Annotated in this window: 26 protein-coding genes; 13 read left to right on the top strand and 13 right to left on the bottom strand. The window is 63.9% G+C overall.

All coding sequences use genetic code 11. The features are described from left to right. Position 1: 1 nt before the first annotated feature. Together IFT75_RS10145 and IFT75_RS10140 are read right to left on the bottom strand one after the other, a co-directional pair. Positions 2-607, bottom strand: a complete 606-nt coding sequence (locus tag IFT75_RS10145; RefSeq protein ID WP_185795028.1) for a hypothetical protein — start codon at positions 605-607, stop codon at positions 2-4. 57 nt (positions 608-664) lie between these two features. Then, positions 665-1132 carry a PAS domain-containing protein gene (locus IFT75_RS10140; RefSeq protein ID WP_122475159.1) on the bottom strand — a complete coding sequence of 156 codons (468 nt, stop codon included), beginning with the start codon at positions 1130-1132 and terminating at the stop codon, positions 665-667. A 134-nt stretch (positions 1133-1266) separates the two neighbouring features. Here IFT75_RS10140 and IFT75_RS10135 point away from each other — a divergent pair, with 134 nt between their 5' ends. Further along, positions 1267-1719 (top strand): flavodoxin, encoded by a 453-nt coding sequence (locus IFT75_RS10135; RefSeq protein ID WP_185795029.1) that lies wholly within the window; start codon positions 1267-1269, stop codon positions 1717-1719. 3 nt (positions 1720-1722) lie between these two features. Here the strand turns inward: IFT75_RS10135 and IFT75_RS10130 are convergent, their stop codons facing one another. Then, complete coding sequence (locus IFT75_RS10130; protein ID WP_122475156.1) at positions 1723-1998, bottom strand: YebG family protein; 276 nt, start codon at positions 1996-1998, stop codon at positions 1723-1725. Between the two features lie 225 nt (positions 1999-2223). On the opposite strand from IFT75_RS10130, the gene IFT75_RS10125 reads away from it, so the two are divergent. Continuing rightward, positions 2224-2664, top strand: a complete 441-nt coding sequence (locus tag IFT75_RS10125; protein ID WP_122795304.1) for a phosphate-starvation-inducible protein PsiE — start codon at positions 2224-2226, stop codon at positions 2662-2664. 13 nt (positions 2665-2677) lie between these two features. On the opposite strand, the gene IFT75_RS10120 is transcribed toward IFT75_RS10125, so the two are convergent. The 5 genes from IFT75_RS10120 to IFT75_RS10100 form a co-directional block, all read right to left on the bottom strand. Further along, positions 2678-3016 (bottom strand): DUF3509 domain-containing protein, encoded by a 339-nt coding sequence (locus IFT75_RS10120; RefSeq protein ID WP_192054670.1) that lies wholly within the window; start codon positions 3014-3016, stop codon positions 2678-2680. Between the two features lie 219 nt (positions 3017-3235). Beyond that, on the bottom strand, positions 3236-3646 hold the full coding sequence (locus IFT75_RS10115; protein WP_122475152.1) for an HPF/RaiA family ribosome-associated protein: 411 nt from the start codon (positions 3644-3646) through the stop codon (positions 3236-3238). Between the two features lie 240 nt (positions 3647-3886). Continuing rightward, a complete protein-coding gene (fecA, locus tag IFT75_RS10110) occupies positions 3887-6247 on the bottom strand; it encodes a TonB-dependent Fe(3+) dicitrate receptor FecA (RefSeq protein ID WP_192054668.1) in 2361 nt (786 codons plus the stop codon). A gap of 109 nt (positions 6248-6356) precedes the next feature. After that, positions 6357-7310: a FecR domain-containing protein gene (locus tag IFT75_RS10105; RefSeq protein ID WP_192054667.1), complete on the bottom strand. Its 954-nt coding sequence runs from the start codon at positions 7308-7310 to the stop codon at positions 6357-6359. Further along, positions 7307-7810: a sigma-70 family RNA polymerase sigma factor gene (locus tag IFT75_RS10100; protein WP_446731065.1), complete on the bottom strand. Its 504-nt coding sequence runs from the start codon at positions 7808-7810 to the stop codon at positions 7307-7309. Before IFT75_RS10100 ends, IFT75_RS10105 begins: the two co-directional genes overlap by 4 nt. A 212-nt stretch (positions 7811-8022) precedes the next feature. On the opposite strand from IFT75_RS10100, the gene IFT75_RS10095 reads away from it, so the two are divergent. The 3 genes from IFT75_RS10095 to IFT75_RS10085 are packed head-to-tail and all read left to right on the top strand — an operon-like array spanning position 8023 to position 10231. After that, positions 8023-8328: a DUF3649 domain-containing protein gene (locus IFT75_RS10095; protein ID WP_122475147.1), complete on the top strand. Its 306-nt coding sequence runs from the start codon at positions 8023-8025 to the stop codon at positions 8326-8328. Next, positions 8325-9905: a PepSY domain-containing protein gene (locus tag IFT75_RS10090; protein WP_192054665.1), complete on the top strand. Its 1581-nt coding sequence runs from the start codon at positions 8325-8327 to the stop codon at positions 9903-9905. The genes IFT75_RS10095 and IFT75_RS10090 overlap by 4 nt, the downstream gene beginning before the upstream one ends. Next, entirely contained in the window at positions 9905-10231 is a 327-nt protein-coding gene (locus IFT75_RS10085) for a DUF3325 domain-containing protein (protein WP_185795032.1), read from the top strand. The genes IFT75_RS10090 and IFT75_RS10085 overlap by 1 nt, the downstream gene beginning before the upstream one ends. 24 nt (positions 10232-10255) lie before the next feature. On the opposite strand, the gene IFT75_RS10080 is transcribed toward IFT75_RS10085, so the two are convergent. Further along, entirely contained in the window at positions 10256-11128 is an 873-nt protein-coding gene (locus tag IFT75_RS10080; RefSeq protein ID WP_192054663.1) for a helix-turn-helix domain-containing protein, read from the bottom strand. A gap of 134 nt (positions 11129-11262) precedes the next feature. Here IFT75_RS10080 and IFT75_RS10075 point away from each other — a divergent pair, with 134 nt between their 5' ends. After that, positions 11263-12213: a DMT family transporter gene (locus tag IFT75_RS10075; RefSeq protein WP_192054661.1), complete on the top strand. Its 951-nt coding sequence runs from the start codon at positions 11263-11265 to the stop codon at positions 12211-12213. Here IFT75_RS10075 and IFT75_RS10070 read toward each other — a convergent pair. Further along, positions 12203-13177 (bottom strand): 2-hydroxyacid dehydrogenase, encoded by a 975-nt coding sequence (locus IFT75_RS10070; RefSeq protein ID WP_122475140.1) that lies wholly within the window; start codon positions 13175-13177, stop codon positions 12203-12205. The two genes, IFT75_RS10075 and IFT75_RS10070, sit on opposite strands and share 11 nt — an antisense overlap. Positions 13178-13246: 69 nt before the next feature. Continuing rightward, positions 13247-14194, bottom strand: a complete 948-nt coding sequence (locus tag IFT75_RS10065) for a LysR family transcriptional regulator (RefSeq protein WP_122475138.1) — start codon at positions 14192-14194, stop codon at positions 13247-13249. A gap of 179 nt (positions 14195-14373) precedes the next feature. On the opposite strand from IFT75_RS10065, the gene IFT75_RS10060 reads away from it, so the two are divergent. From IFT75_RS10060 to IFT75_RS10045, 4 genes are read left to right on the top strand one after another with little or no spacing between them, the layout of a single operon-like run. Further along, positions 14374-15876 (top strand): efflux transporter outer membrane subunit, encoded by a 1503-nt coding sequence (locus IFT75_RS10060; RefSeq protein ID WP_192054660.1) that lies wholly within the window; start codon positions 14374-14376, stop codon positions 15874-15876. Continuing rightward, a complete protein-coding gene (locus IFT75_RS10055) occupies positions 15873-18038 on the top strand; it encodes an FUSC family protein (RefSeq protein WP_192054658.1) in 2166 nt (721 codons plus the stop codon). Before IFT75_RS10060 ends, IFT75_RS10055 begins: the two co-directional genes overlap by 4 nt. Next, complete coding sequence (locus tag IFT75_RS10050; protein ID WP_122475134.1) at positions 18028-18228, top strand: DUF1656 domain-containing protein; 201 nt, start codon at positions 18028-18030, stop codon at positions 18226-18228. The genes IFT75_RS10055 and IFT75_RS10050 overlap by 11 nt, the downstream gene beginning before the upstream one ends. Before the next feature lie 11 nt (positions 18229-18239). Continuing rightward, positions 18240-19100 (top strand): efflux RND transporter periplasmic adaptor subunit, encoded by an 861-nt coding sequence (locus IFT75_RS10045; protein ID WP_192054657.1) that lies wholly within the window; start codon positions 18240-18242, stop codon positions 19098-19100. 31 nt (positions 19101-19131) lie between these two features. On the opposite strand, the gene IFT75_RS10040 is transcribed toward IFT75_RS10045, so the two are convergent. Together IFT75_RS10040 and yaaA are read right to left on the bottom strand one after the other, a co-directional pair. Then, on the bottom strand, positions 19132-19596 hold the full coding sequence (locus IFT75_RS10040) for a multidrug transporter (RefSeq protein ID WP_122475130.1): 465 nt from the start codon (positions 19594-19596) through the stop codon (positions 19132-19134). A 78-nt stretch (positions 19597-19674) separates the two neighbouring features. Next, a complete protein-coding gene (gene yaaA, locus IFT75_RS10035) occupies positions 19675-20454 on the bottom strand; it encodes a peroxide stress protein YaaA (RefSeq protein WP_192054655.1) in 780 nt (259 codons plus the stop codon). Between the two features lie 280 nt (positions 20455-20734). Here yaaA and IFT75_RS10030 point away from each other — a divergent pair, with 280 nt between their 5' ends. From IFT75_RS10030 to guaB, 3 genes are all read left to right on the top strand, one after another. Further along, complete coding sequence (locus IFT75_RS10030) at positions 20735-21478, top strand: sulfite exporter TauE/SafE family protein (RefSeq protein ID WP_192054654.1); 744 nt, start codon at positions 20735-20737, stop codon at positions 21476-21478. A gap of 53 nt (positions 21479-21531) precedes the next feature. Further along, positions 21532-22089 (top strand): sugar ABC transporter ATPase, encoded by a 558-nt coding sequence (locus tag IFT75_RS10025; RefSeq protein WP_185795039.1) that lies wholly within the window; start codon positions 21532-21534, stop codon positions 22087-22089. 83 nt (positions 22090-22172) lie between these two features. Then, on the top strand, positions 22173-23642 hold the full coding sequence (guaB, locus tag IFT75_RS10020) for an IMP dehydrogenase (protein ID WP_122475125.1): 1470 nt from the start codon (positions 22173-22175) through the stop codon (positions 23640-23642). Positions 23643-23670: the final 28 nt, after the last annotated feature.

Genomic DNA, 23670 nt, shown 5'->3' with positions numbered 1-23670 from the left:
TTCAGGTGTGCAGTTGCGGATGCACCAGCTGGTGGTGCATCAGAATGAACTGGCGCAAGGACTCTATCGCCTTGGCGTTGTTCTGGCTGAGCCGGTAGGCAAACAAGCCGTGCTCGGCCTCGCGAATCATCGAACCGCGCAACGGGATCGGTGCGCACCCTTCGGGGGTGAACCACAGCTGGAATTGCGAGGGGGCCTGTGCCCCATTGCGGACCTCGAGCAAGGCGCCCTTGAAGGAAATGTCACGGACCCAGAAGTCGCTGTCACGCCCTTCGCCGTCGCGCAGCACGATCGGCTGCGCGAGGCTCAGCCGCCACGGGCGCAACATCGGTCCGTCCTCATAGATGCTGGGTGCCCCGAGCTCCAGGTGCGCCGCCTGGAACTCGTCTTCCACGACCTGCAGCGGAAAGCTGATCTGCTGGTTTTCCAGGTGTGCTTCGATGGTGACCTGTTCGTGGGATGCCAGACGCATCAGCAGATCGCGAACCTGCGGTCCACCCTTGATGGAAAGGTTGAGCAGGGTATCGCGAACATTGAGCTGCGGGTTGGCCTGCATCGCCCGCAGAAACTCCAGTTCGTCCTGGGTCAGCAACACATCAGGCGGCATGGCGTGCACTCGCGGCAAAGGGTGACTCGAAGCAACATTGGAAAACGTCCATGGCGGTCATACCGCACCGGGCGGGGCAGGGGTTTCGAGTTCGACGATGCGCTGTTGCAGCGCCGCCACCTGCTGCTCGAGCGCGACGATGCGCTGCTGCGCTTCGACCTCGCTGCTGACATCTTTCTGGATGCCGATGTAGTACATCAGTTGATCGCTGTCGTTGTGTACCGGGGTGATCGACAGCTCATTCCAGAAGAAACTGCCGTCCTTGCGGTGGTTGCGCAGCACCTCGCGGCACGCCAACCCCTGGTCGATCGCCTCGCGCACGCGCTGGCGCGCAGGCTGGTCGCGGTCGTCACCCTGCAGCAGGCGGCAGTCCTGGTAGAGCATTTCCAGTGACGTATAGCCGGTCATGCGCTCGAACGCCGGATTGACGTAGATGAGGATGTTGTCCTCGCCTTCCTGTTCGGCGACGACGATGCCGTCGTTGGACGCATCGATCACCAGTTGCAGCAGCTTCGCATTGATCATGTCAGGGTTCCCTAGCGTGCAGCGTAGTCTAATTCATACGGGCTGCGGGAGGGATCCCAGTACGTCAGATCCTGTCTTTCAATGCGCGGTCGGGCTGGTAAGATCAGCGCTTTCAACGGTCCGAGACAGTCATCATGAAAGTTGCCATCCTCAGCGGTTCGGTCTACGGCGCGGCCGAGGAAGTCGCCCGGCATGCCGAGCAGCTGCTAAAGCGACAGGATATCCAGGCCTGGCACAACCCGCGAGCCACTCTGCAGGACGTGCTGGCATTCGCGCCCGAGGCTGTTTTGGCGGTGACCTCGACCACCGGCATGGGCGAACTGCCGGACAACATCATGGCGCTGTACGCTCAGCTTCGCGATGAACTGCCGGCGGCGCTGCGTGGCCTGCCCGGTGGTGTGATCGCGCTGGGCGACTCCAGCTACGACACCTATTGCGGCGGCGGCGAGCAGTTGCGCGAGTTGTTTGCAGAGCTGGGCGTGCACGAGGTTCAGGACATGCTGCGCCTGGACGCCAGCGAAAGCGTCACCCCGGAAACCGACGCAGAGCCCTGGCTGGCCGAGTTCGTGCAAGCGCTGCAGGCCTGACGATCAGGCCTGCTCGGCGGGGTCGGCCGTAGCCGTGAGCAACTCGTTCAGGGCATCGGGCTGACTCTTGAATGCCTTGGCGAAGATGTCGCGGTTTTTCGCCATGTAGATACCGGCGTCTTCGACCTGTTTGTCATCGAGTGACGGGACGGCTTTTTTCAGTACGTCTGCCAGCAACTCAGCCAGCTCGAGCATTTTGTCGTGACGATCGGCTTCAGCTTTGTCCATAAACAGGCGCTCCAGATCTCGGCTGCTGCGGTATACCACTTCGACGGCCATTGACCACCTCATTTGCCTAGGGAATGGTTTCAGTAAAACTACTGTTCGTTTATACAGTGCCAAGCATAAGGCAAATCGGCAGGCTTGAACAGAGGTGCCGACGAGGGGCCCTGCGACAGTCTGGCTGCTTCTCACCAGCCATGCCTGGCCCTTATGCTGCAGGCCCTGAACGAGCATAGGCGTTCAGGCGCATCTCACCATCGGTTGGCAAAAGGAATACAGGCAATGAAATGGGCCGAAAAGCTTCGCGGGAGCCTGCACGCCCAGGCCGATTCGCTGGGCAATCTGTGTGTTGAGGCGTTCCACTATCTGGCACTGTTCGGCATTGGCGCCATTACCGCCTGGGCGGCCGTCAGCGCTTTTCTGGGGATGGTAGAGAAGGGCAGCGTGAGCGTGGACGACATCCTGCTGCTGTTCATCTATCTGGAGTTGGGGGCGATGGTGGGGATCTACTTCAAGACCAACCACATGCCCATCCGCTTTCTGCTGTACGTGGCAATCACCGCCTTGACTCGCCTGCTGATCGGCGATGTCTCGCACCACAATGCACCGGATCTGGGCATCATCTACCTGTGCGGTGGCATCCTGCTCCTAGCTTTCGCCATTCTGGTGGTGCGCTATGGGTCTTCGCGCTATCCATCGGTAAAGGAGAAGTCCGACAACTGAGCCGCACGGCGGCTCATTGCAGGCTGGCGGCGACCGGTGAGGTGTGCGCGGCGTTGGCGCGGAGGGCTGGCTTGCTGCCCAGCTTCTCGACGTTGCCGGCATCGGTCATCGCCGCCAGGATCTGCATGGCGCTGCCACCTTGCTCGATGGCCATGCCGAACTGAATGCTTTCGATCAGCCGACGCATGCGCTTGGGGTCGTTGCGCTGTTCGGCGGTGATCACGCGCTTGGCGGCAACGCCGCGCTCGTTGGACAAGGTCAGCATGATGCTGCCATCCAGGCGCTGAATGCTCAGGTTGACGCGGTACTCGGGTTGGAACGCATCGCTCAGGGCTTGGAATGGATTATCCATGATGTACTACCTGCAATAGTCGAACTTCGTTAATGGACTAGGCGATTAGTTACTGGTTCAAGACCGCTGGTCGGCACCGCGTTTCATCTTTTGCTATATGTAACTGCCGCCCTACTTTGTCGCAATTGATGTAGCAATCGCCGTGCCCGGACTGAAAAACTTATTCGCAGGCAATAAAAAAGGCGAGCCCAGGGCTCGCCTTTTCCTACGTTGCAGGGCTCAGGACTTGCTGTTGAGCACCTGTTCGTTTTCCAGAAACTCTTCCTCGAGCAAGGCTTCGTTCGGACCATCGGGAATGGTTTGCTGGTTGGCTGCACGCTTGTTGCGCAGCCTGCCGAACATGTGCTCCAAAGCGTGGCTGAGCTTCTCGGCGGCGCCATCGACCGCCAGGTCCAAGGTTTCAGCCTTGTGCGTCACGGAAATGGGCTGGTGACCTTTTGGACGCGCTTCCATCTGGCAGCGCATGTCGTCGGGCCCGGATTTCTGGCCGTTTTCGTCGGCGAGATGAACCTCGATACGGGTGAGATCCTCCTGATAATGCTCGACTGCGTTTTCCACTACGGTGCGTACCCACTCCTGCAGGCGGGCATCGCCTTGAATATGGTTATCGCTATTGACCTGGATCTGCATAGTTCATCCCTTATTCGGCTTGCTAGCTAGAGATTCGATGACACTGATATTCATCGCCTCTTGAAGTACAAGGTCAGGGAGTTGAAGAAACAATTCAACCCCCTGACGAAGATAAATATTCAGTAACTTTTTCGAACTTTTTCCGAAATAAGTGCGAAACCCGAAACTCTGCGGGGCGCAATTCCGGCCTCCGACCCGCTGCCACAGGGGTTCAGCGGCAGCAGGCGCACGCTGCCAGCGTCAGAAGGCGACGGAGGTTTGCACGTAGACGGTGCGCGGCTCGCCCACGTACTTGCCCTTGTTGTTGTCGTCGAAGGAACGGGTGTAATACTGGTGATTGAAAATGTTCTTCACGCCCACCGCGACGTTCAAGTCGGACAATTGCGGGCCGAAGTCGTAGCCGGCGCGGCTGCTGAAGAGCATGTAGCCTGGGATGCGCCCGGTGCTGCCGTCGGCGCTTTCGGCCTGGGTGTTGGCGTTGTCGGCGAACTGGCTGCTCTGGTAGCTGCTGTCCAGGTCGAGCTTCCACGGGCCCTGGGTGTACCCGACGCCCAGGGTGCCCTTGTGGCGCGAGGAGAACGGCACGCGGTTGCCCTTGTTCGGGCCGTCTTCGCGGATGGTGGCATCGACGAACGCGTAGCTGGCGTGAACGTCGAAACCGGCCAGGGCCGGGCTCAAACCGTCCAGTGCGTAGTTGATGCTGGTCTCGATACCCTGATGGCGAGTCTCGCCGCGAGCGATCACCGTGTCGTTGGTCTGGTTGCTGTCGTACTGGTTGTCGAAGTTGATCAGGAACGCACCGATTTCCGCGCGCAGATTGCCGTTGTCGTAACGCGTCCCCAGCTCCCAGGTCCGGGCCTTTTCCGGCTTCACTTCGCCGCCGGTCACACGGTTGGGCATCTGGCTGTACTGCACACTGCCGAACGAGCCTTCGGTGTTGGCGTACAGGTTCCAGTTTTCGTTGACGTGATAGAGCACGTTCAGGGCCGGCAAGGCGGTGGTGTAGTCGCCCTGGTATTTGACGTTGGTGAGGTTGTTGGTCTGCTGCGAGTCGATCATCTCGTAGCGGATGCCGGGCGTGAACGTCCAGCGGCCGATATCGATGCGGTCGTCGACATAGAAGGCGTGGGCCTGGGTGCCGCCGCGGGTATCCCGGTCGTTGCGGCTGTCGGTGCTGGGCAACTGCTGGTTGGCGCTGATCGGCGTGCGGTAGCGCAGCTCATGGCCCGCCTCGCTGATGTAGCGGTAGCCCACGCTCATTTCGTGCTGTGTCTGGCCCAGATCGAAGCCTTGGGAGAAGCGCGTCTCTACACCGCGTACCCAGTACTCGCGGGGCGACAGTGAGAGAAAGTTGCCCTGGTCCAGGTAGCCGCTGCGCAGGGTCTTGGTGAAGAAGGTGTTGGCGGTGAATTCGCGGCGATCTTCCTGGTAGCGGTAGCCGAAGTTGACCATGGTGCGGCGCCCCCAGAACTTGTCGTAGCGGCGGGTCGACTGATAGGGGTCGGCCTTGTAGTCGGCTGCGCTGAGGCCACCGGGCATGTCGGCCTCGCCTTCGTAGTACTGCGCCTGGGCATTGAGGCTGTTGGCCTCGTCGATCTGGTACTTGCCCTTGAGAATCAGGTCGTCGATCTGGGTATCGCTGTGCTCGCGCCAGTCGCCGCCGCGCACGCCGGAGTAGAGCAGGGCGCCGCCCAGGCCGTTGTCGGCAGTGCCGCCCGCCAAGAGATTGCCGGTGGTCTTGAAGCCGTCCTGGCTCGACGAAGGGCTGGCCTGGGTCTGCAAGCCGCCCTTGACGGTAGGGGCATCGGGAATCGCGCGGGTCACGAAGTTGACGATGCCGCCGACGTTCTGCGGGCCGTAGCGCACTGCGCCGCCGCCGCGCACCACGTCCACGGCGTCCATGTTGCCCATGCTGACCGGGGCGAACGACAACTGCGGCTGGCCATAGGGCGCGAACGGCACCGGGATGCCGTCCATCAGCACCGTGGAACGGGTCGCCAGCCGTGGGTTGAGCCCACGGATGCCGAAGTTCATCGCCATGTCATGGCTGCCCGTGCCGTTGTTCTGTGGTGCATTGACACCCGGAATGCGGTTGAGGACATCGCGCGCGCTGGTGGCGCCAGTGCGTTCGAAGTCTTCGCGGCGCACCACGTCCCGGGCACCGGCGTGCTCGAACACGTTGGTCTGTTCGGCGGCGCCGAGCCAGTCGCCCACGACACTGGACGCACCCAGTTCGACCGTAGCACCGGCGCTGCCAGGCTGGGCCACAGGTGTGGCTTCCAGGCTGTAGGCGCCATCGCCCAACGGCTGCGCGTGCAAGCCGGTACCTTCAAGCAGTACCGCCAGTGCCTGTTCGACGCTGTAGCTGCCTTGCAGGCCACGGCTGGGCTGGTCTGCCAGGGTCGTCGAGCCGAATGAAATCAGTACACCTGCCTCGCGGCCGAACTGATTGACCGCGCTTTCGACCGACGCGGGCGCGATGTGGTACTGGCGGGTAGAGCCCTCGGCGGCCATGGCGTGCGGCAGTTGAGCCACGCTCACGGCAGTGCCGAGCAACAGACAGCGCAGGGCGCGGGCGAGTGGGGTGGGCAGGTTGGACATTCGGCGTTTCCAGGCAGGATGTAGTGGGAGTTACCCTGTCTGTCACGCGAGCAAGGCAAAACGGCTCACCGAGGGTGTAAATAAATGCTCGCCGCCAAACCTGGCATGGCTAGACCCGGGATTGCACCGTGACCCAATAGCGGGTGAAGCGCCGGACTTTCACTGGCAGCGCCGCCTCCAGTGAATCGAGAATTTTCTCGGTATCGCCCAGGGGGAAACTGCCGGAGAGCAACAGATTGGCAGCGCGGGCGTCGCAGTCCAGCTGGCCGCGGCGATAACGGCCTACCTCGGCCAGGAAGTCGCCCAGGCGCATGCGCGCGGCGATCAGCATGCCGTCGACCCAGGCGCCACTGTTGGCGTCCAGTGGTCGCGCCGGATTGAAGCGCTGGCGTTCGAACTCGAGCTGCTGGCCTTCGGCCAGGCGCCGTGGCTCATCGTGCAGCCCGGCGGCCTCGAGGGCGACGGCGCCCTGCAGTGCCTGCACCTGGGTGCTGCCCGGCAGTTGGCGAACATTGACCTGCCCCCGGCCAGCGGTGATCAGCCCTTGGTCGGTGCCGATGAGCAGGGGCCGCGCATCGGCACCCGCCGTGAGCATGATCTCGCCTTCGAGCAAGTGGATCAGGCGCCGACCCGCATCGAAGCGCACGTCCACGGCGCTGGTGGTGTTGAGGTGGATCCGGCTGCCGTCGTCCAGTTGCAATTGGCGGCGCTGGCCCAGCGGGCTGCGGTAGTCGGCCACCAGCGGCGGCAGCCAGTGCTGTTGTCGCAGGGCCAGGGTGGTTGCACCGGCCATTCCCAACAGCAACAGCGCCTTGAGGGCGCGTCGGCGGCCGGGCGAGTGGGGTGCGCCCACGGTAGCCTGCGCCAGGGAAGCGGGCAGGCCGGCGAACTGCTGATTGACCTTCTGGATGTGATCCCAGGCGCGACGGTGCTCGCCGTCGGCGTGTAGCCAGCGCTGCCATGCCTGCTGCTGGCGCGGATCGAGCGGGCCTTGTTGCAGTTCAAGCAGCCACTGCACGGCCTGTTCGGCCACGTGCGGAGAAAAACTGCGGGCTTCGTTCACAGCGCGAAGTAGCAGCGCAGGGCTGCCTTGTGCAGATGGCGCTTTACCGTAGCCAGGGATATACCGAGTTCACTGGCGATTTCGCGGTAGCCCAGGCCATCGACCTGTGCCATCAGGAACGCACGCTTGACCGTGACCGGCAGACCTTCGAGTAGCGCGTCTAGCTCGAGCAGGGTCTGCAGGATGATCGCCCGGTGTTCTTCGCAGGGTGCAAGGGGCTCGGGCATCTGGCTCAAGGCCTCTAGATACGCGCGCTCCAGATCCTGGCGACGGTAGTGATTGAACAGCACGCGCTTGGCCACTGTGGTGAGAAACGCCCGCGGTTCACGGATGGGCGCGACCTCGCGCGCGGTCAACAGGCGCATGAAGGTGTCCTGGGCGAGGTCGGCAGCGTTGTCCGGGCAGCCCAGACGGCTGCGCAGCCACTCGGTCAGCCAGCGGCGATGGCCGAGGTAGAGGCCCTCGACCGAATGCGAGGCAGGGGAAGTCACAGAGCTCACCGCGAACACTCCGGCGCCATGGGTTGCGCAGCAGAATAAGAATTGTTCGTATCTTACGGATGAGCCGCCGTTTGAGCAAGGTCGACAGCCGTCCCAGCGTCGGCAAAAAGTGTTGCAGCACAAGATAAACGTCAACGGTCTTTGCGCATGAGAATATTTATCATTATTATCAGCACGATTCAGTGCCGCGTTCGTACGTTTGAAGGTCTTTCATGAGAAGCAGAATCGGCGGGGTACCTGCCTCGTATCGTTGGGCGGTGGCCTCTCGCATCGTCGCGGCCGTGTTTGGCGGCTACGTGCTGGCGGCACTTGCAAGCGTATGCATCGCCTGGCTGCTGCCCATGGCACGCGGCGAGGCCGTGGTCAGCGCCATGATGCTGTCGTTCCTCGTGTATCTGGTGGCCGTGCTCTGGTGTTTCGCCTCGCACAGCGCCGGTCGAGCCTGGTTGGGCCTGGCCATTCCGGGCCTGATACTGGCCGCGATGGCGGGTCTTCTGCACTGGCAGCACCTGCCGTGAGAGAAGGCTTCCGCCAGGCGATGGCGTGGTTGCATACCTGGGCGGGGCTGGTGTTCGGCTGGTTGCTGTTCGCCATCTTCCTCACCGGAACATTGTCCTATTTCAAGGACGAGATCAGCCACTGGGCGCAGCCCGAAGTGCCGGTGCGCGTGCTCGACGCTCGGGCCAGCCTGACGCAGGCGCAGAGCTACCTGCAGGCCAATGCCGGGCAATCGTCACGCTGGTTCATCAGCCTGCCGGATGCGCGCGAGCCAGCGCTTTCGGTCATGTGGCAGGACCCGAACAAAAGCGGGCGCGGCAGCTTCACCCGGCATACCCTGGACCCGCAGACCGGGCAGCGAATCGAGGCGCGCGACAGCCGCGGCGGCGACTTCTTCTATCGCTTCCACTACCAGCTGCAAATGGGCTACCCCTGGGGCCGCTGGCTGAGTAGCCTGGCGGCGATGGTCATGCTGGTGACGCTGGTCACCGGCATCATCACCCACAAGAAGATCTTCAAGGAATTCTTCACCTTCCGCCCCGGCAAGGGCGCGCGTTCCTGGCTCGATGGGCACAACGCGATCGGCGTGCTGGTGCTGCCTTTTCACCTGATGATCACCTACAGCAGCCTGGTGATTTTCATGACCATGCTCATGCCGGCGAGCATCAACAGCCGCTACGATGGCGATACCCAGGCGTTCTTCAGCGAGGTCTATCCGGGCAACCAGCGTTTGGTCGCCGCCGGGCAGCCTGCGCCGCTGGTGAATCTGGGAGGGCTGTACGACCGTGCGCTGCAGCAATGGCCCGGAGGCAGCATCGGCCGGGTGTCGGTGCAGATGCCGGGCGATGCCAACGCCCAGGTGCAGTTCAGCCGCCATGACGGCGATAGCGTGAGCCGCGACCTGGGCGCAGCCATCACCTTCGCCGGTACCACGGGCGCGGTGCTCGAGCAGCCGCGCGAAAGCTCCACGCCAATAGCCATCGCGGGCACGTTCTATGGGTTGCACATGGGGCTGTTCGCCGGGCCCGTGCTGCGCTGGCTGTATTTCTTCTGCGGCCTGGGCAGCACCTTGCTGATCGGTACGGGCCTGGTCATGTGGCTGGGCAAACGTCAGCTCAAGCATGCCCGCAGCGGTGTGCGGCCCTTCGAGCTGCGTCTGGTGGAAGTGTTGAACGTGGCCGGCATGGCCGGGCTGGTGCTGGCGGTGGCAGGCTTCATGTGGGCCAACCGGCTGCTGCCGGCGACCTATCCGGAGCGTGCCGGCATCGAGGTCGACAGCTTCTTCGTGGTTTGGCTGTTGAGCATCGTGCATGCCGCTGTGCGCAGTGGCAGCAAGGCCTGGATCGAGCAATTGGGCCTGGCGGCGATTGCCCTGGCGGGCGTGCCGTTACTGAGCCTGCTCACCACCAACCATGGCCTGCCGGCGTCCATCGCCGCCGGCGACTGGGTATTGGCAGGCGTCGATCTCAGCGCCCTGGGCTGCGGCCTGGTGCTGGCGTGGGTGGTCATGAAGATACGTCGCCGCGCAGTGCTGGCGGCATTGCCGGCGGCGCGGACGGTGCGTGCGCGTCCTACCATGCCTGGCGAGGTGCACTGATGTTGGCTGCAGGTTTGCTCAGTTATGCCGGCTTCAGTGCCCTGTGCCTGGCCATGGAACGTCATCATCAGGAAATGCTCGGGCATCGACCCAGCCCTTCGCGCAAGGTGCAATTGCGCATGGCAGGCTGGGCTTTGCTGGCCTTGTCGCTGTGGGTCTCGGTGCTCAGCGCTGGCTGGGCCATGGGGCTGGTGCGCTGGACCGCAGTGTTGATGGGCAGCGCGGTATTCCTGGTGTGGCTGTTGCCGTACCGACCACGCTGGGCCCTGGCATTGGCCGCAGTCGGCCTGCTGCTGGGGCCGTTGGCGGCAGTGGCACACTGGTAGCGCGAGCTGCTCGCCAGTCTGCCGTCAGGTGCAAGCCAGGCGATATTCGCCTGGGGATACCGCACTTGCCTGGCGAAACCGATTGCTGAAGTGACTGGCGCTGGCGAAGCCGCATGCCAGCCCCACCTCGCCCAAGGGCAGGTGCGTCTGTCGCAACAGCGTGCGGGCGCGGGCGATCCGTCGAGCCAGCACGTATTGATGCGGCGGCAAGCCAAAGCTGGTGCGAAACATCCGTGCGAAGTGGTACTCCGACAAGCTGCACAAGGCTGCCAGTTGGCCGAGGCTCAGAGGTTCGGCCAACTGCGACTCGATGAAGTCGCGAAGCAGGCGCCGCTGATGAGGTGCAAGCCCGCCTTTGAGCCGAAGCTGCGGACGCGCGATCGCTTGGCTGAGCAGAGCGTGGGCGAGCATCTCGTGGGCCAGGCTGCTGGTCAGTACGCGCTCCCCGGGTTCGTTCCAGTTCAACGTGATCAGACGAGCGAAGCGTCGTGCCTGTGCCGGGTCCTCGAGGAAGGTATTCTCGCGCAACTGCATTTCGCGGGGCTCACGGTCCAGCAGCGTCACGCAGCCCAGCGCAAACTGCTCTGCGCTGAAATAGAGATGGGCCAGGCGGATATCACCGTTGATCACCCACGCCGACTCATGCCCGGCCGGCAGGATGCACTGCTTGCCGGGCGCGCCTTTCTCCCAAGGGCGATCGCGGCGAAAGGTGCCCGTGCCGCCGCCGATGTAGCACGACAAAGTGTGATGGGTCGGCGCCTGATACTCCTGGGCATCGTGGTGATTGCTCCACAACGCCGCCACCATCGAGTCGCCCAGTTCGGCACTGTGCTCGAGGCGCGCGTGGCGCGAGTTGTTCAGCGCCTGAAACACTTGCAGGTCCAGCAAAGCAGTCATGGTCGATACCTCCGTGGCCATGGTACTGCGTCGCGGGAAAGCTGCCAGTGCAGCGGCAGAAAAAGCGCAAGTTTGTGCAAGCCGGGATCGGCCGCTGCTCGGACAATGGGCCCCTGACCCCGGAGGGCCTTGTCATGAACCTATCGTTGTATCTGCTGACCGTACTGATCTGGGGAACGACCTGGATCGCCCTCAAGCTGCAACTGGGCGTGGTCGAGATTCCCGTGTCCATCGTCTACCGCTTCGGCCTCGCCGCGCTGGTGCTGTTCGTGATCCTGCTGGCCACCCGGCGACTGCAGGCCATGGGTCGGCGTGGTCACTTCATCTGCCTGGCCCAGGGGCTGTGCCTGTTCTGCGTGAATTTCATGTGTTTTCTCACCGCCAGCCAGTGGCTGCCGACCGGGCTGATCGCGGTGGTGTTCTCCACGGCGACCTTGTGGAATGCACTCAACGCGCGGATCTTTCTGGGGCAACGGATCACCGCCAGCGTGATCGGTGCAGGTGGTCTTGGCCTGCTTGGCCTGGGCCTGCTGTTCTGGCCGGAGCTGGCCGGCCATGATGCCAGCCCGCAGACCCTGCTCGGCCTGGGCCTGGCGCTGCTGGGCACCTTGTGTTTCTCGGCGGGCAACATGCTCTCCAGCGTGCAGCAGAAAGCCGGGTTGAGGCCGCTGACCACCAATGCCTGGGGCATGTTGTACGGAGCGCTGCTGCTGGGCGGCTATTGCCTGCTGCGCGGCACGCCGTTCACCATCGACTGGAGCATGCGCTACGTCGGCTCGCTGCTGTACCTGGTGATACCCGGCTCGGTGATCGGCTTTACCGCCTACCTGACCCTGGTGGGTCGCATGGGCCCCGAGCGCGCCGCTTACTGCACGGTGCTGTTCCCGGTGGTGGCGTTGAACGTCTCGGCCTATGCCGAAGGGTACCAATGGACCGCACCGGCCCTGGGCGGGCTGGTACTGGTGATGCTCGGCAACGTGCTGGTGTTTCGCAAGGGCGCCAGGCCGGCGACGCCCCCGTCGACTGGGTCGCTGGGGGCGCAGCCGGTGCCGGGCGGCGCGGCGCTGGTTCGCCCTAGCCCTTGAACGCCTGCGGGTTGACCAGATCCTGAGGGCGTTTGCCGAGCAGCGCCGCCGTCAGGTTGTCGATGGCGCGATAAGCCATGGCATCACGGGTCTGCGCCGTGGCCGAGCCGATGTGCGGCAGCGTCACGACGTTGCCCAGCTGGAACAATGGCGATTCGGCCAGCGGTTCCTTCTCGTAGACATCCAGGCCGGCGCCGCGCAAGGTGCCGTCGCGCAGCGCCTGCACCAGCGCCGCTTCATCGACCACCGGCCCGCGCGAGATATTCACCAGAATGGCGCTCTTCTTCATTTGCGCCAGCTCGGCGGTGCCGATCATGTGCCGCGTCTTGTCGCTGAGCGGCACCACCAGGCAGACGAAATCCGCCTCCGCCAGCAGTTGCTCGAGGCTGCGAAACTGCGCACCCAGTTCCTGCTCCAGTTCAGGCTTGCGGCTGTTGCCGCTGTACAGGATGGGCATGTCAAAGCCCAGCCGTCCGCGGCGTGCCACTGCCGCGCCGATATTGCCCAGGCCGACGATGCCCAGCGTCTTGCCGTATACATCGGTGCCGAACTGGTCGGGGCCAACGCTGGCTTTCCAGTTGCCGGCCTTGGTCCAGGCGTCCAATTCGGCCACGCGCCGGGCGCTGCTCATGATCAGGGCGAAGGCCAGGTCGGCGGTGCTTTGGGTCAGTACGTCAGGGGTGTTGGTGAGCATGATGCCGCGCTCGTCGAAATAGCTGACGTCGTAGTTGTCGTAGCCCACCGACACGCTGGAAACCACCTCCAGGTTGGCGGCGTCGGCCAGCTGCTTGCGGCCCAATGGCCGGCCGGCGCCGATCAGGCCGTGGGCCTTGGGCAGCGCCTCGTTGAACTGCGCGGCGATGTCCCCCGCCTTCGGGTTGGGCACGATGACGTCGAAATGCGCTTCGAGCCGCTCGACCATGGCAGGGGTGATACGACTGAACGCGAGGACGGTTTTTTTCATTGGGCGTGTGCTCGTCGGGAGGTAATGAGAGCACGCTAACATTCCCGCTCGAGCAGAAACAATCCCGGCTCAGTTGGCGATCTGCAGGTCGAAGGTCTGCAGGTCGGCGTCGTGCGCCGCCAGAATGTCGGGCAGCGAACCGCGCAGGTATTCCACCCAGGTCTTGATCTTCGCATCCAGGTACTGACGGGACGGATAGATGGCGTACAGGTTCAACTCCTGCAGGCGGTATTCGGGCAGCATGCGTACCAGCGTGCCGTTGCGCAGGCCATCGATGGCCGCGTAGATAGGCAGCACGCCCACGCCCATGCCACTGCTGATGGCGGTCTTCATCGCATCGGCGGAATTGACCTGGAACGGTGCGTTGCTGATGTTGACCATTTCCTGACCATCGGGGCCCTGAAACAGCCATTTTTCCAGTTGCACCACCGGGCTGACCAGGCGCAGGCAGGCATGGTCGCGCAGATCGCCGGGCGTGCGCGCCGAGCCATGAGCCTTCACGTATTCGGGGGAGGCGCAGACGATGCTGTAGGTGATGCCCAGGCGTTGCGAGACGAAGCCCGAATCGGGCAGCTCGCTGGCCAGGACGATGGACACGTCATAGCCTTCGTCGAGCAGGTCCGGGACCCGGTTGGCCAGGGTCAGGTCGAAGGTCACGTCCGGATGGGTACGCCGGTAGCGCGCGATGGCGTCGATCACGAAGTGCTGGCCGATGCCGGTCATGGTGTGCACCTTCAACTGCCCCGAAGGCCGCGCATGGGCGTCGCTGGCCTCGGCCTCGGCTTCCGCCACATAGGTGAGGATCTGCTCGCAGCGCACCAGGTAGCGTTTGCCGGCCTCGGTCAGGGCAATGCGTCGGGTCGTGCGGTTGAGCAGCCGCGTCTGCAGGTGGGCTTCGAGGTTGGACACCGCGCGCGAGACGTTGGCGGTGGTAGTGTCCAGTTGCGCGGCGGCGGCGGTGAAACTGCCGGCTTCGGCCACACAGGTGAACGCACGCATGTTTTGCAAGGTGTCCATGATTCGGTCTCTGGTTCGACGGACAAATTGTCGCATGAAGCAACAATTATACAGAAGGATTATCACCGGTTCGGTAACAAAGATTCGCAGTAATTCCAGCTTATCGCCGCTGTGCACCCGCTCTAGAATGCCGGCCCAGACCCCTCCGCACGCCTACCCCCTTTCCGGAAATCGCCGCAGTGCCGCGCCGCCTCATCGACGAGTTGAAAACCCTCAGTATCTGGATCTTGACCCTGGCCTTGACCGGCTGTATCGGCACTGCCGGCATCGCTCCTGAGGGCGAAGCCTTGTCGGCCGATGCGCTGGCCACCGACGCTGCCATTCAAACCGCCGTCCAGGATGCTCGCTGGCCTGAGGGCCAATGGTGGCAAGCGTATGGCGACAAGCAGCTCGATGCCTGGGTGAGCCTGGCCTTGCTCGGCAGCCCGAGCATGGCCATGGCGGCCGCCCGCGTGCGCCAGGCCAAGGCCATGGCGGGGCTGGCGGAGTCCGCCGAATCCCTGCACATCGACGCCAGCGCTCATTTGCATCGCCACGCCTGGCCTGCCGACCCCTTCTATGGTCCCGGCGACCTGTCGCGCCAGACCACGTGGGACAATGACGCCGGTCTGGGCTTCACCTATGCGCTGGACCTGTGGGGCCGTGAGCGCAATGCCAGCGAGCGCGCCGTCGACCTTGCACACATGAGCGTCGCTCAGGCGCGGCAGGCCCGGTTGGAGCTTGCGAGCAACGTGGTGCAGGCGTACATCCAGCTCTCATTGCACTATGCACAGCGCGACATCGTGCACAGCACACTGACCCAGCAAGAGCAGATCCTGGCGCTGGCGCAGCGGCGTCTGCGCGGCGGCATCGGCACCCATCTGGAAGTCAGCCAGGCCGAGACCCTGCTGCCGGAAACCCATCGGCAAATCGACGCCCTGGATGAGCAGATTGCTCTGGCCCAGAACCAACTGGCCGCACTGGCGGGCAAAGGGCCGGGGCAGGGCAGCCAACTCATGCGTCCAGGCCTGTCTCTGCAAGCGCCGCTTGGGTTGCCCTCGGTGCTGCCCGCGCAGTTGCTGGGGCAGCGCCCGGATGTGGTCGCCAGCCGCTGGGCGGTGGCGGCGAACGCACGGGGTATCGACGTGGCCCATGCCGGCTTCTATCCCAATGTCGATCTGGTCGGCAGCCTGAGCTATTTGGCCACTGGCGGCGGCATGCTGGAGTTCCTCGCCGGCCGCAAGCTGAGCTACAACGCCGGCCCCGCATTGAGCCTGCCGATCTTCGATGGCGGTCGGCTGCGTGCCCAGTTGGCCGATGCATCGGCCGGCTACGACCTGGCGGTGGCACGCTACAACCAGACGCTGGTGGAGGCGCTCAAGCAGATCTCCGACCAGCTGATTCGGCGCGCCTCCATGGACAAGCAACAGGCCTTCGCCGAGCAATCGGTGGCTTCGGCGCGCAAGAGCTACGACATTGCCCTGATCGCCTACCAGCGCGGTCTGACCGGCTACCTGGAAGTGCTCAATGCACAGACCCTGCTGTTGCGCCAGCAGCAGATCGAGCAACAGGTGCAGGCTGCGCGGCTGGCGGTGCATGCGCAGTTGGTCACGGCCCTGGGCGGTGGTCTGGGGGCGGGCAGCGATACCCCTGCCGCGCAGCGTCTGCAGGTTCCCAAGCCACTGGTGGTGATCGGTAGATGACCACTTGGCTGGGCAGCCTGCCCTGGCGCCGGGGTTTCTTCGACTGGGCACGCAGCGATGGCGTCACCTGGATCTACATCTTCAAGGTGCTGCTGGCCGCATTCACCACGCTGTGGCTGGCCATGCGCCTGGAGCTGCCACAACCGCGTACCGCGATGATCACTGTGTTCATCGTCATGCAGTTGCAAAGCGGCCACGTCTTCGCGAAAAGTTTCTATCGTCTGCTCGGCACCCTCGTCGGGTCGGCCGTGACGGTGGTGTTGATCGCCCTGTTCGCGCAGAACACCGAGCTGTTCATGTGCGGCCTGGCGCTGTGGGTCGGCCTCTGCTCGACCGGTGCCATGCGCTGCCGCAACTTCCGCGCCTACGGCTTCGTCTTGGCTGGCTACACCGCCGCCATGGTCGGTCTGCCGGCCCTGGCCCATCCGGACGGTGCCTTCATGGCGGCGGTCTGGCGCGTGCTGGAGATTGCCCTGGGCATTCTCGTCGCGACGGCGGTCAGCGCGGCCATTCTGCCGCAGTCGGCCTCCGCTTCGATGCGCAACGCCTTGTATCAGCGCTTCGGCGTATTCGCCCGGTTCGCCGCCGATGGCCTGCGCGGTGGCAGCGCACGGGAACAGTTCGAAGCCGACAACGTGCGCTTCATCGCCGAAGCGGTGGGCCTGGAGAGCCTGCGCAGTGTGACGGCCTTCGAAGACCCGCACATGCGCCGGCGCAATGGTCGGGTCAGCCGACTGAACAGTGAATTCATGGTGGTGACGACCCGCTTCAATGCGCTGCACCAATCACTCGAGCGTATCCGCGCGCGCGGTCATCGCCAGGTGGTAACCGCCATCGAACCGGCCTTGCAGGCATTGACGCAGGTGCTGGACGACTTCGCCGGGCAGGCCTTGACCGATGCCGATGCCGCACGTTTGGCCCGGCGCATGGTGCAGTACAAGGACGCGCTGCCAGCACAGGTGCGCAGCTTGCGTGACAGCTTCGAGCAGAGTGGTCCGGAAGATGACGACCTGCTGGACTTTCACACCGCTTCGGAGTTGCTCTATCGCTTCGTCGAAGAACTGCACGGCTATGCCCAGACGCATGCCTCGCTGGCCGAGCATCGGCATGCCCGCGAGCGCTGGGACGAGCCGTACCGGGCGCAGACCAACTGGCTGGCCAGCGCCGCCGCCGGTATTCGCGGCGCGCTGGTGTTGCTGCTGCTGGGCGGCTATTGGATAGCGACGGCCTGGCCCAGCGGCGCGACCATGACCCTGGTGGCTGCCGCCACCGTGGGCCTGTCGGCGGCGTCACCGAACCCGCGGCGGATGTCGTTCCAGATGGCCTGCGGCACCTTGCTGGGGGCGCTGGTCGGCTTCTACACGACCTTTTTCGTGCTGCCGTGGATCGACGGCTTCGCGCTGCTGTGCCTGACCCTCGCGCCGGTGCTGACGCTGGGCGCCTTCCTTGCCTCTCGACCTCGCTTCGTTGGCTACGGCCTGGGCCTGCTGATCTTCTTTTCCATGGGCTCGGTGCCCGGCAACCTCACCCAGTACGATCCGTATGCGTTCATCAACGACTACATTGGCATGGTCCTGGGGATGCTGTTCTGCGCTGCCGCTGGCGCGGTCATCCTGCCGCCCAACAGTCGCTGGATGTGGCAGCGCCTGGAGCAGGACCTGCGCGCTCTGGTGGTGTTCGCCATCAGCGGCAGGCCGCGCGGCCTGGGCTCGGCCTTCGAGAGTCGCACCCGCGACCTGCTGCATCAGGCCTATGGCCTGGCGGCCGGGCAGCCACAGGTGCAGCGCAACCTGCTGCGCTGGATGTTCGTGGTGATGGAGGTGGGGCACGCCATCATCGAACTGCGTCGCGAGCAGGAGCGCTTGCCGGTGCACCCGGCCTATGCCCCGTGGCAGCCGTGGCGCCAGTCGATCCGGGTGCTGGGGCGTGCGCTGATTCGCCTGTTCATCCAGCCCCAGGCGGGCAACCTCCAGCGCGCGTTGGCGGCCGTGGAGCAGGCCATTCACCTGGTCAGGAACACCGACGAGCCCTTCGCCCGACATTTCGATACCTCGGCGCTGCGCCGGGTGCAGAGTTACCTGCACTTCATTCGCAGTTCGTTGCTGGACCCGCAATCACCCCTTGCCGAACTGGCCGCGCCTGGAGCCGAGCATGCCCCGTGAGATCGCCTTCCATGGTCTGTACATGCCGACCATGACCCTGTTGTTCGTGCTCGCCGCCGGGTTGGCCTGGGCCTTCGACCGGCTGTTCGCCAGCCTCGATGTGTACCGATTCTTCTGGCACCCGGCGCTGTTGCGCCTGAGCCTGTTCGTCTGTCTGTTCGGCGCCATGGCGCTGACTGTCTACCGGTGAGAACCTGCGCAATGAAAAAGTTTTTCAGCCTGTTGGCGACCCTGCTGGTGCTGGCACTGGCGATCTTCATCGGTCGCCAGTTGTGGGTGCACTACATGCAAACACCCTGGACCCGCGACGGACGCGTGCGCGCGGACATCGTCAACGTCGCCGCCGATGTGTCGGGCTACGTCACGGCGGTGCCGGTGCGCGACAACCAGCGTGTGCGCAAGGGCGACGTGCTGCTGCAGATCGATCCGGCGCACTACCGCCTGGCGGTCAAGCAGGCGCAGGCGCTGGTGGCGTCGCGCAAGGCCGCCTGGGACATGCGCAAGGTCAATGCCAGCCGTCGTGCCGATCTCGATGAACTGGTGATCTCCAGGGAAAGTCGCGAGGACGCCAGCAACGTCGCCGCTTCGGCGCTGGCCGACTATCAACAGGCCGAGGCGCGCCTCGAGGCCGCGCAGCTGGACCTGGACCGCACCCGTGTGCTGGCCACGGTGGATGGCTACGTCACCAACCTCAACGTGCATGTCGGTGACTACGCGCGGGTGGGCGAGGCCAAGCTGGCCGTGGTCGATGAACATTCGTTCTGGGTCTACGGCTATTTCGAAGAAACCAAGCTGCCCCATGTGCATGTCGGCGACGCGGCGCAGTTGCAGATGATGAGCGGCGAGACCCTCAAGGGCCATGTGGACAGCATCTCGCGCGGCATCTATGACCGCGACAACCCGCAAAGCCGCGAGCTGACCGCCGACGTCAATCCGTCCTTCAACTGGGTTCGCCTGGCGCAGCGAGTGCCGGTGCGCATCCAGCTGGACGAGGTGCCCGAAGGCATGCTGCTGGCAGCCGGCACGACCTGCACGGTGATCGTCACGCCCGCACTGCGGTGATCACTGCGCAAGCGTTCGCCATTACCGATGCTTATTGGGAAAAACTGCCCTGCAAGCGTTCGGCGCGGAATTCCAGGGTCTGCGGGCGATAGCCGGGGCGCAGTGGCGGCAGCGGCAGGCAGTCCTGCCAGTCGGCACCGGCCTGCAGTTCACCAGGGCCGCGGTAGCGAGGTGCGGTGTAGAGGTTTTCGGCCAGGTTGGCGGTCTGGCCGGGCGCGTAGGCAGCTATCTGCCACTGCAGTTCCTGCATCGGTACGTTGTTGCCGTTGTTCAGGTTCAGGCGCAGCGGACGGTCGCCCGGACAGCCCTGCGGATCGTAGGTGATGCGCATTTCCAGGCGCGCCAGGCGGTGGGCTTCGCGGGTGTCGCTCCAGATCACCCACAGCGAGAGCAACGCCAGGCTGAACAGGGCAGCACCGGAGATCGGCAGCGCCTTGGACGGGTAGCGGACCAGCAAGACGATCCAGGTGATGACCAGAAAGATGCCGATTAACATGACTGCCAGCCTTGGTTGGGAAGAGAGAGGTATCGTACAGAACGTTGGCGTGTCAGTGGCAGGCGCACCCACGCCAGGTCAATCATCCGGGTGATCGCGCAGGAACACCAGGTGGTCGGGCCGTGACTGCTCGGCGCTGTAGCGATAGCCCTGGCGGTCGAAGCCCTTGAGCTGCAGGGGGTCGTGGAGTTTTTCGTCGATCACGAAACGCGCCATCATGCCGCGGGCTTTCTTGGCATAGAAGCTGATGATCTTGTACTGGCCATTCTTCAGGTCCTTGAAGTCGGCAGTGATCAGGCGCGCCTGCAAAGCCTTGCGCTTGACCGCCGAGAAATACTCGTTCGACGCCAGGTTGAACAGCACGTCGTCGCCTTGTTCGGCCAAGGCCTGGTTGAGCCATTGGCTGATGCGCTTGCCCCAGAACGCATAGAGGTCCTTGCCGCGCGCGTTGACCAGCTTGGTGCCCATCTCCAGTCGGTACGGTTGCATCAGGTCCAGTGGCCGCAGCAGGCCATAGAGGCCCGACAGCATGCGCAGATGTTTCTGCGCGTAGTCGAAACCCGCTTTGTCCAAGGTGGTCGCGTCCAGTCCGGTGTAGACGTCGCCCTTGAAGGCGAGCAACGCCTGCTTGGCGTTGGCTGGCGTGAAGTCGGGTGTCCAGCTGCCGAAGCGTGCCGCGTTGAGGCCGGCCAGCTTGTCGGAGAGATGCATGAGCTCGGCGATCTGCGCGGGGCTGAGCTCGCGCAGTTGTTCGATCAGCACCTGGGAATGGTCGAGAAATTCAGGCTGGGTGTGGCGCTGGATGACCGGCGGGGTATCGAAGTCGAGGGTCTTGGCGGGGGATATCACCATCAGCATGCAGAGGTTCTCCTGTGAGCGTGGGCAAATTCTGGAGCAGTGCCCGGAGCGCGTCCACCATTAAGCGTGGGTGCATCCAGATGGACCGCAGCGACCCCGGACGCGGCCCGCGCCGCTGCTACAGGAGATCGCTTGTGCCGTTGGTACGGCGTTCCTCTGTAGCAGCGGCGCACGCCGCGTCCGGCAACACCGCGAACCCTCTGGCACACCACCCACCCCCAACCGTATTGACGCCATCGATCCCACTCCCCCACAGTGCCCGGAAAAAGGAAATCCGCGCATGGACTACGCACTCATCGACTGGAGCATCATGCTTCTGGCAATCGCCGCCGCCTACATCGTCTTCGGCATTGCCGGCTTCGGCACGGCACTGGTTGCAGGCCCGGTACTCATCCACTTCATGCCACTGGCGACGCTCATCCCGCTGCTCGTGGTACTCGATTTCATCGCCGCCTTCGGCAATCTGCTTCCTGCCCGGCAATCGGTGGTGGGCGTGGAGCTCAAACGCCTGCTGCCGTTCATGGCGCTGGGCTGCACCCTGGGCGTGGTCTTTCTGCTCAACCTGAAATCCGACCTGCTGTTGCTGCTGATGGGTATGTTCATCACCGGCTACGCCCTGTACATGCTGCTGACCACGGCGCGACCCGCACGGTTGTCGCCCTGGTGGTCCGTACCGATGGGCACCATCGGCGGGCTGTTCGGGGCCTTGTTCGGCAGCGGCGGGTTTCTCTATGCGATCTACCTGGGCGCGCGGCTGGACGACAAACAGCAGGTGCGCGCCACGCAAAGCGCGCTGATCAGCTGCAGCACTATCGTGCGCCTGACCCTGTTCATCATTGCCGGGGTCTACGCCGACACCCAGCTGCTGCTGACTGCCGCCTGCCTGCTCCCAGCCATGGCAGCAGGCCTGTTGATCGGACGACGATTGACCCTGCGCATGTCCCGCGAAGCGTTCGTGCGGCTGGTGACCTGGCTGGTGCTGGCCAGCGGCCTGGCGTTGCTGTACCGCTATTTCAACCCTTGACCTGCGCGAGCAGGGGACTATCCTGCCGCTTTTGCGTACTGTCGGGCCCTTGCATGAACACTCAGAACATTCTCGTTCCGCGCCTCTCCACCCTGCCGGTGCACGAGCCGCGTGCGCGGGCAATCCTGCGCTGGCTGGTACGCAAGGACATCGTCGAAGAACAGCTGAGCACCTGTGGCCGCAGCGGCAACCGCATGGCCTACGCCATCGGCCCGGGCGCGCGCCAGGTCGTCGAAAACCCTGAGGTGCTGCCCTACGGACAAACGGTCAACGGGCTGGAAGTGGTCACCGATCGCTGCATTTTCACGCCCGTGGACGGTTTTCTGCACGAGGCCGGCTGCCCCGAATGCCGTCAGGAAGTGGGTGAAGCGCTGTTCGACAGCCTCGAGGAATGGATGCCCGGACTGACCGACAACTTCACTTGCCCGCTGTGCGGCCATGAAGATGACATCAATGGTTTTCTGTTCCTGCAGCCCTGCGCCTTCTCCAATCTGGGTTTCATCTTCAATAATTGGGGCCAGACCCCCTTCAAGGCGGAGTTCATCGCCGAATTCGCCGATTGGCTCGACCAGCCGATTGCGCAGGTGCTGGTAAAGTTCCAGGACAATTGACCGCCAGGCCATCTTTGCCTTTCTTGTGGGGGCATGTGTGGGTATAATGGCGCGCTTCCATTTTCCCGCTCGGGAGCCCCCGCATGCTGCGTATCAGCCAAGAAGCCCTGACCTTCGACGACATTCTTCTAGTGCCCGGTTATTCCGAAGTACTGCCCAATGAAGTCAGCCTCAAGACCCGTTTGACCCGCGGCATCGAGTTGAACATCCCGCTGATCTCCGCGGCGATGGACACCGTGACCGAAGCCCGCCTCGCCATTGCCATGGCTCAGGAAGGCGGCATCGGGATCATCCACAAGAACATGACCATCGAGCAGCAGGCTGCCGAAGTGCGCAAGGTCAAGAAGTTCGAGGCCGGCGTGGTCAAGGACCCGATCACCATCGAGGCTGATGCCACCGTTCGCGACCTGTTCGAACTGACCTCGCTGCACAACATCTCCGGCGTGCCGGTGCTGCACGACGGCAACCTGGTGGGCATCGTCACCTCGCGCGACGTGCGCTTCGAAAACCGCCTGGAAATCCCCGTCCGCGAAGTGATGACGCCCAAAGAGCGTCTGGTCACCGTCCGCGAAGGGGCCGACAAGGACCTGGTCCGCGACCTGCTGCACAAGCATCGCATCGAAAAGGTCCTGATCGTCGACGCCGAGTTCCACCTCAAGGGCATGATGACCGTCAAGGACATCGAGAAGGCCAAGGCCTACCCGCTGGCGAGCAAGGATGACCAAGGTCGTCTGCGCGTTGGCGCGGCCGTCGGTACCGGCAAAGACACCGGCGAGCGTGTCAGCGCTCTGGTTGCAGCCGGCGTCGACGTGGTCGTGGTCGATACTGCCCACGGTCACTCCAAAGGCGTGATCGACCGTGTGCGCTGGGTCAAGCAGAACTTCCCCGACGTGCAGGTCATCGGCGGCAACATCGCCACTGGCGAAGCCGCCAAGGCCCTGGCCGAAGCGGGCGCCGATGCCGTCAAGGTCGGTATCGGCCCAGGCTCCATCTGCACCACCCGTATCGTTGCCGGTGTCGGCGTGCCGCAGATCAGCGCCATCGCCAACGTCGCCGCAGCCCTGGAAGGCACCGGCGTGCCGTTGATCGCCGACGGCGGCATCCGCTTCTCCGGTGACCTGTCCAAGGCCATCGTCGCTGGCGCCTACTGCGTGATGATGGGCTCGATGTTCGCCGGTACCGAAGAGGCGCCAGGCGAAATCGAACTGTTCCAGGGTCGCTCCTACAAGGCCTACCGCGGCATGGGCTCGCTGGGCGCCATGTCTCAGGCCCAGGGCTCTTCGGACCGCTACTTCCAGGATTCCTCGGCCGGTGCCGAGAAGCTCGTGCCTGAGGGTATCGAAGGCCGCGTTGCCTACAAGGGCGGCCTGTCGGCGATCATCCATCAGTTGATGGGTGGCCTGCGTTCTTCCATGGGTTACACCGGCAGCGCCGACATCCAGGAAATGCGCACCAAGCCCGAGTTCGTCCGCATCACCGGCGCCGGCATGGCTGAATCCCACGTCCATGACGTGCAGATCACCAAGGAAGCGCCCAACTACCGCGTGGGCTGACCCCGGTAGTCCGCCTGCCGGCCGGTGC

This window comes from Pseudomonas sp. CFBP 8758 (genome assembly GCF_014841725.1).
In the GTDB taxonomy this organism is placed as follows: domain Bacteria; phylum Pseudomonadota; class Gammaproteobacteria; order Pseudomonadales; family Pseudomonadaceae; genus Aquipseudomonas; species Aquipseudomonas baltica.
Note: the sequence above shows the minus strand (reverse complement) of the source record. Positions and strands in the feature narration are given on the sequence as shown.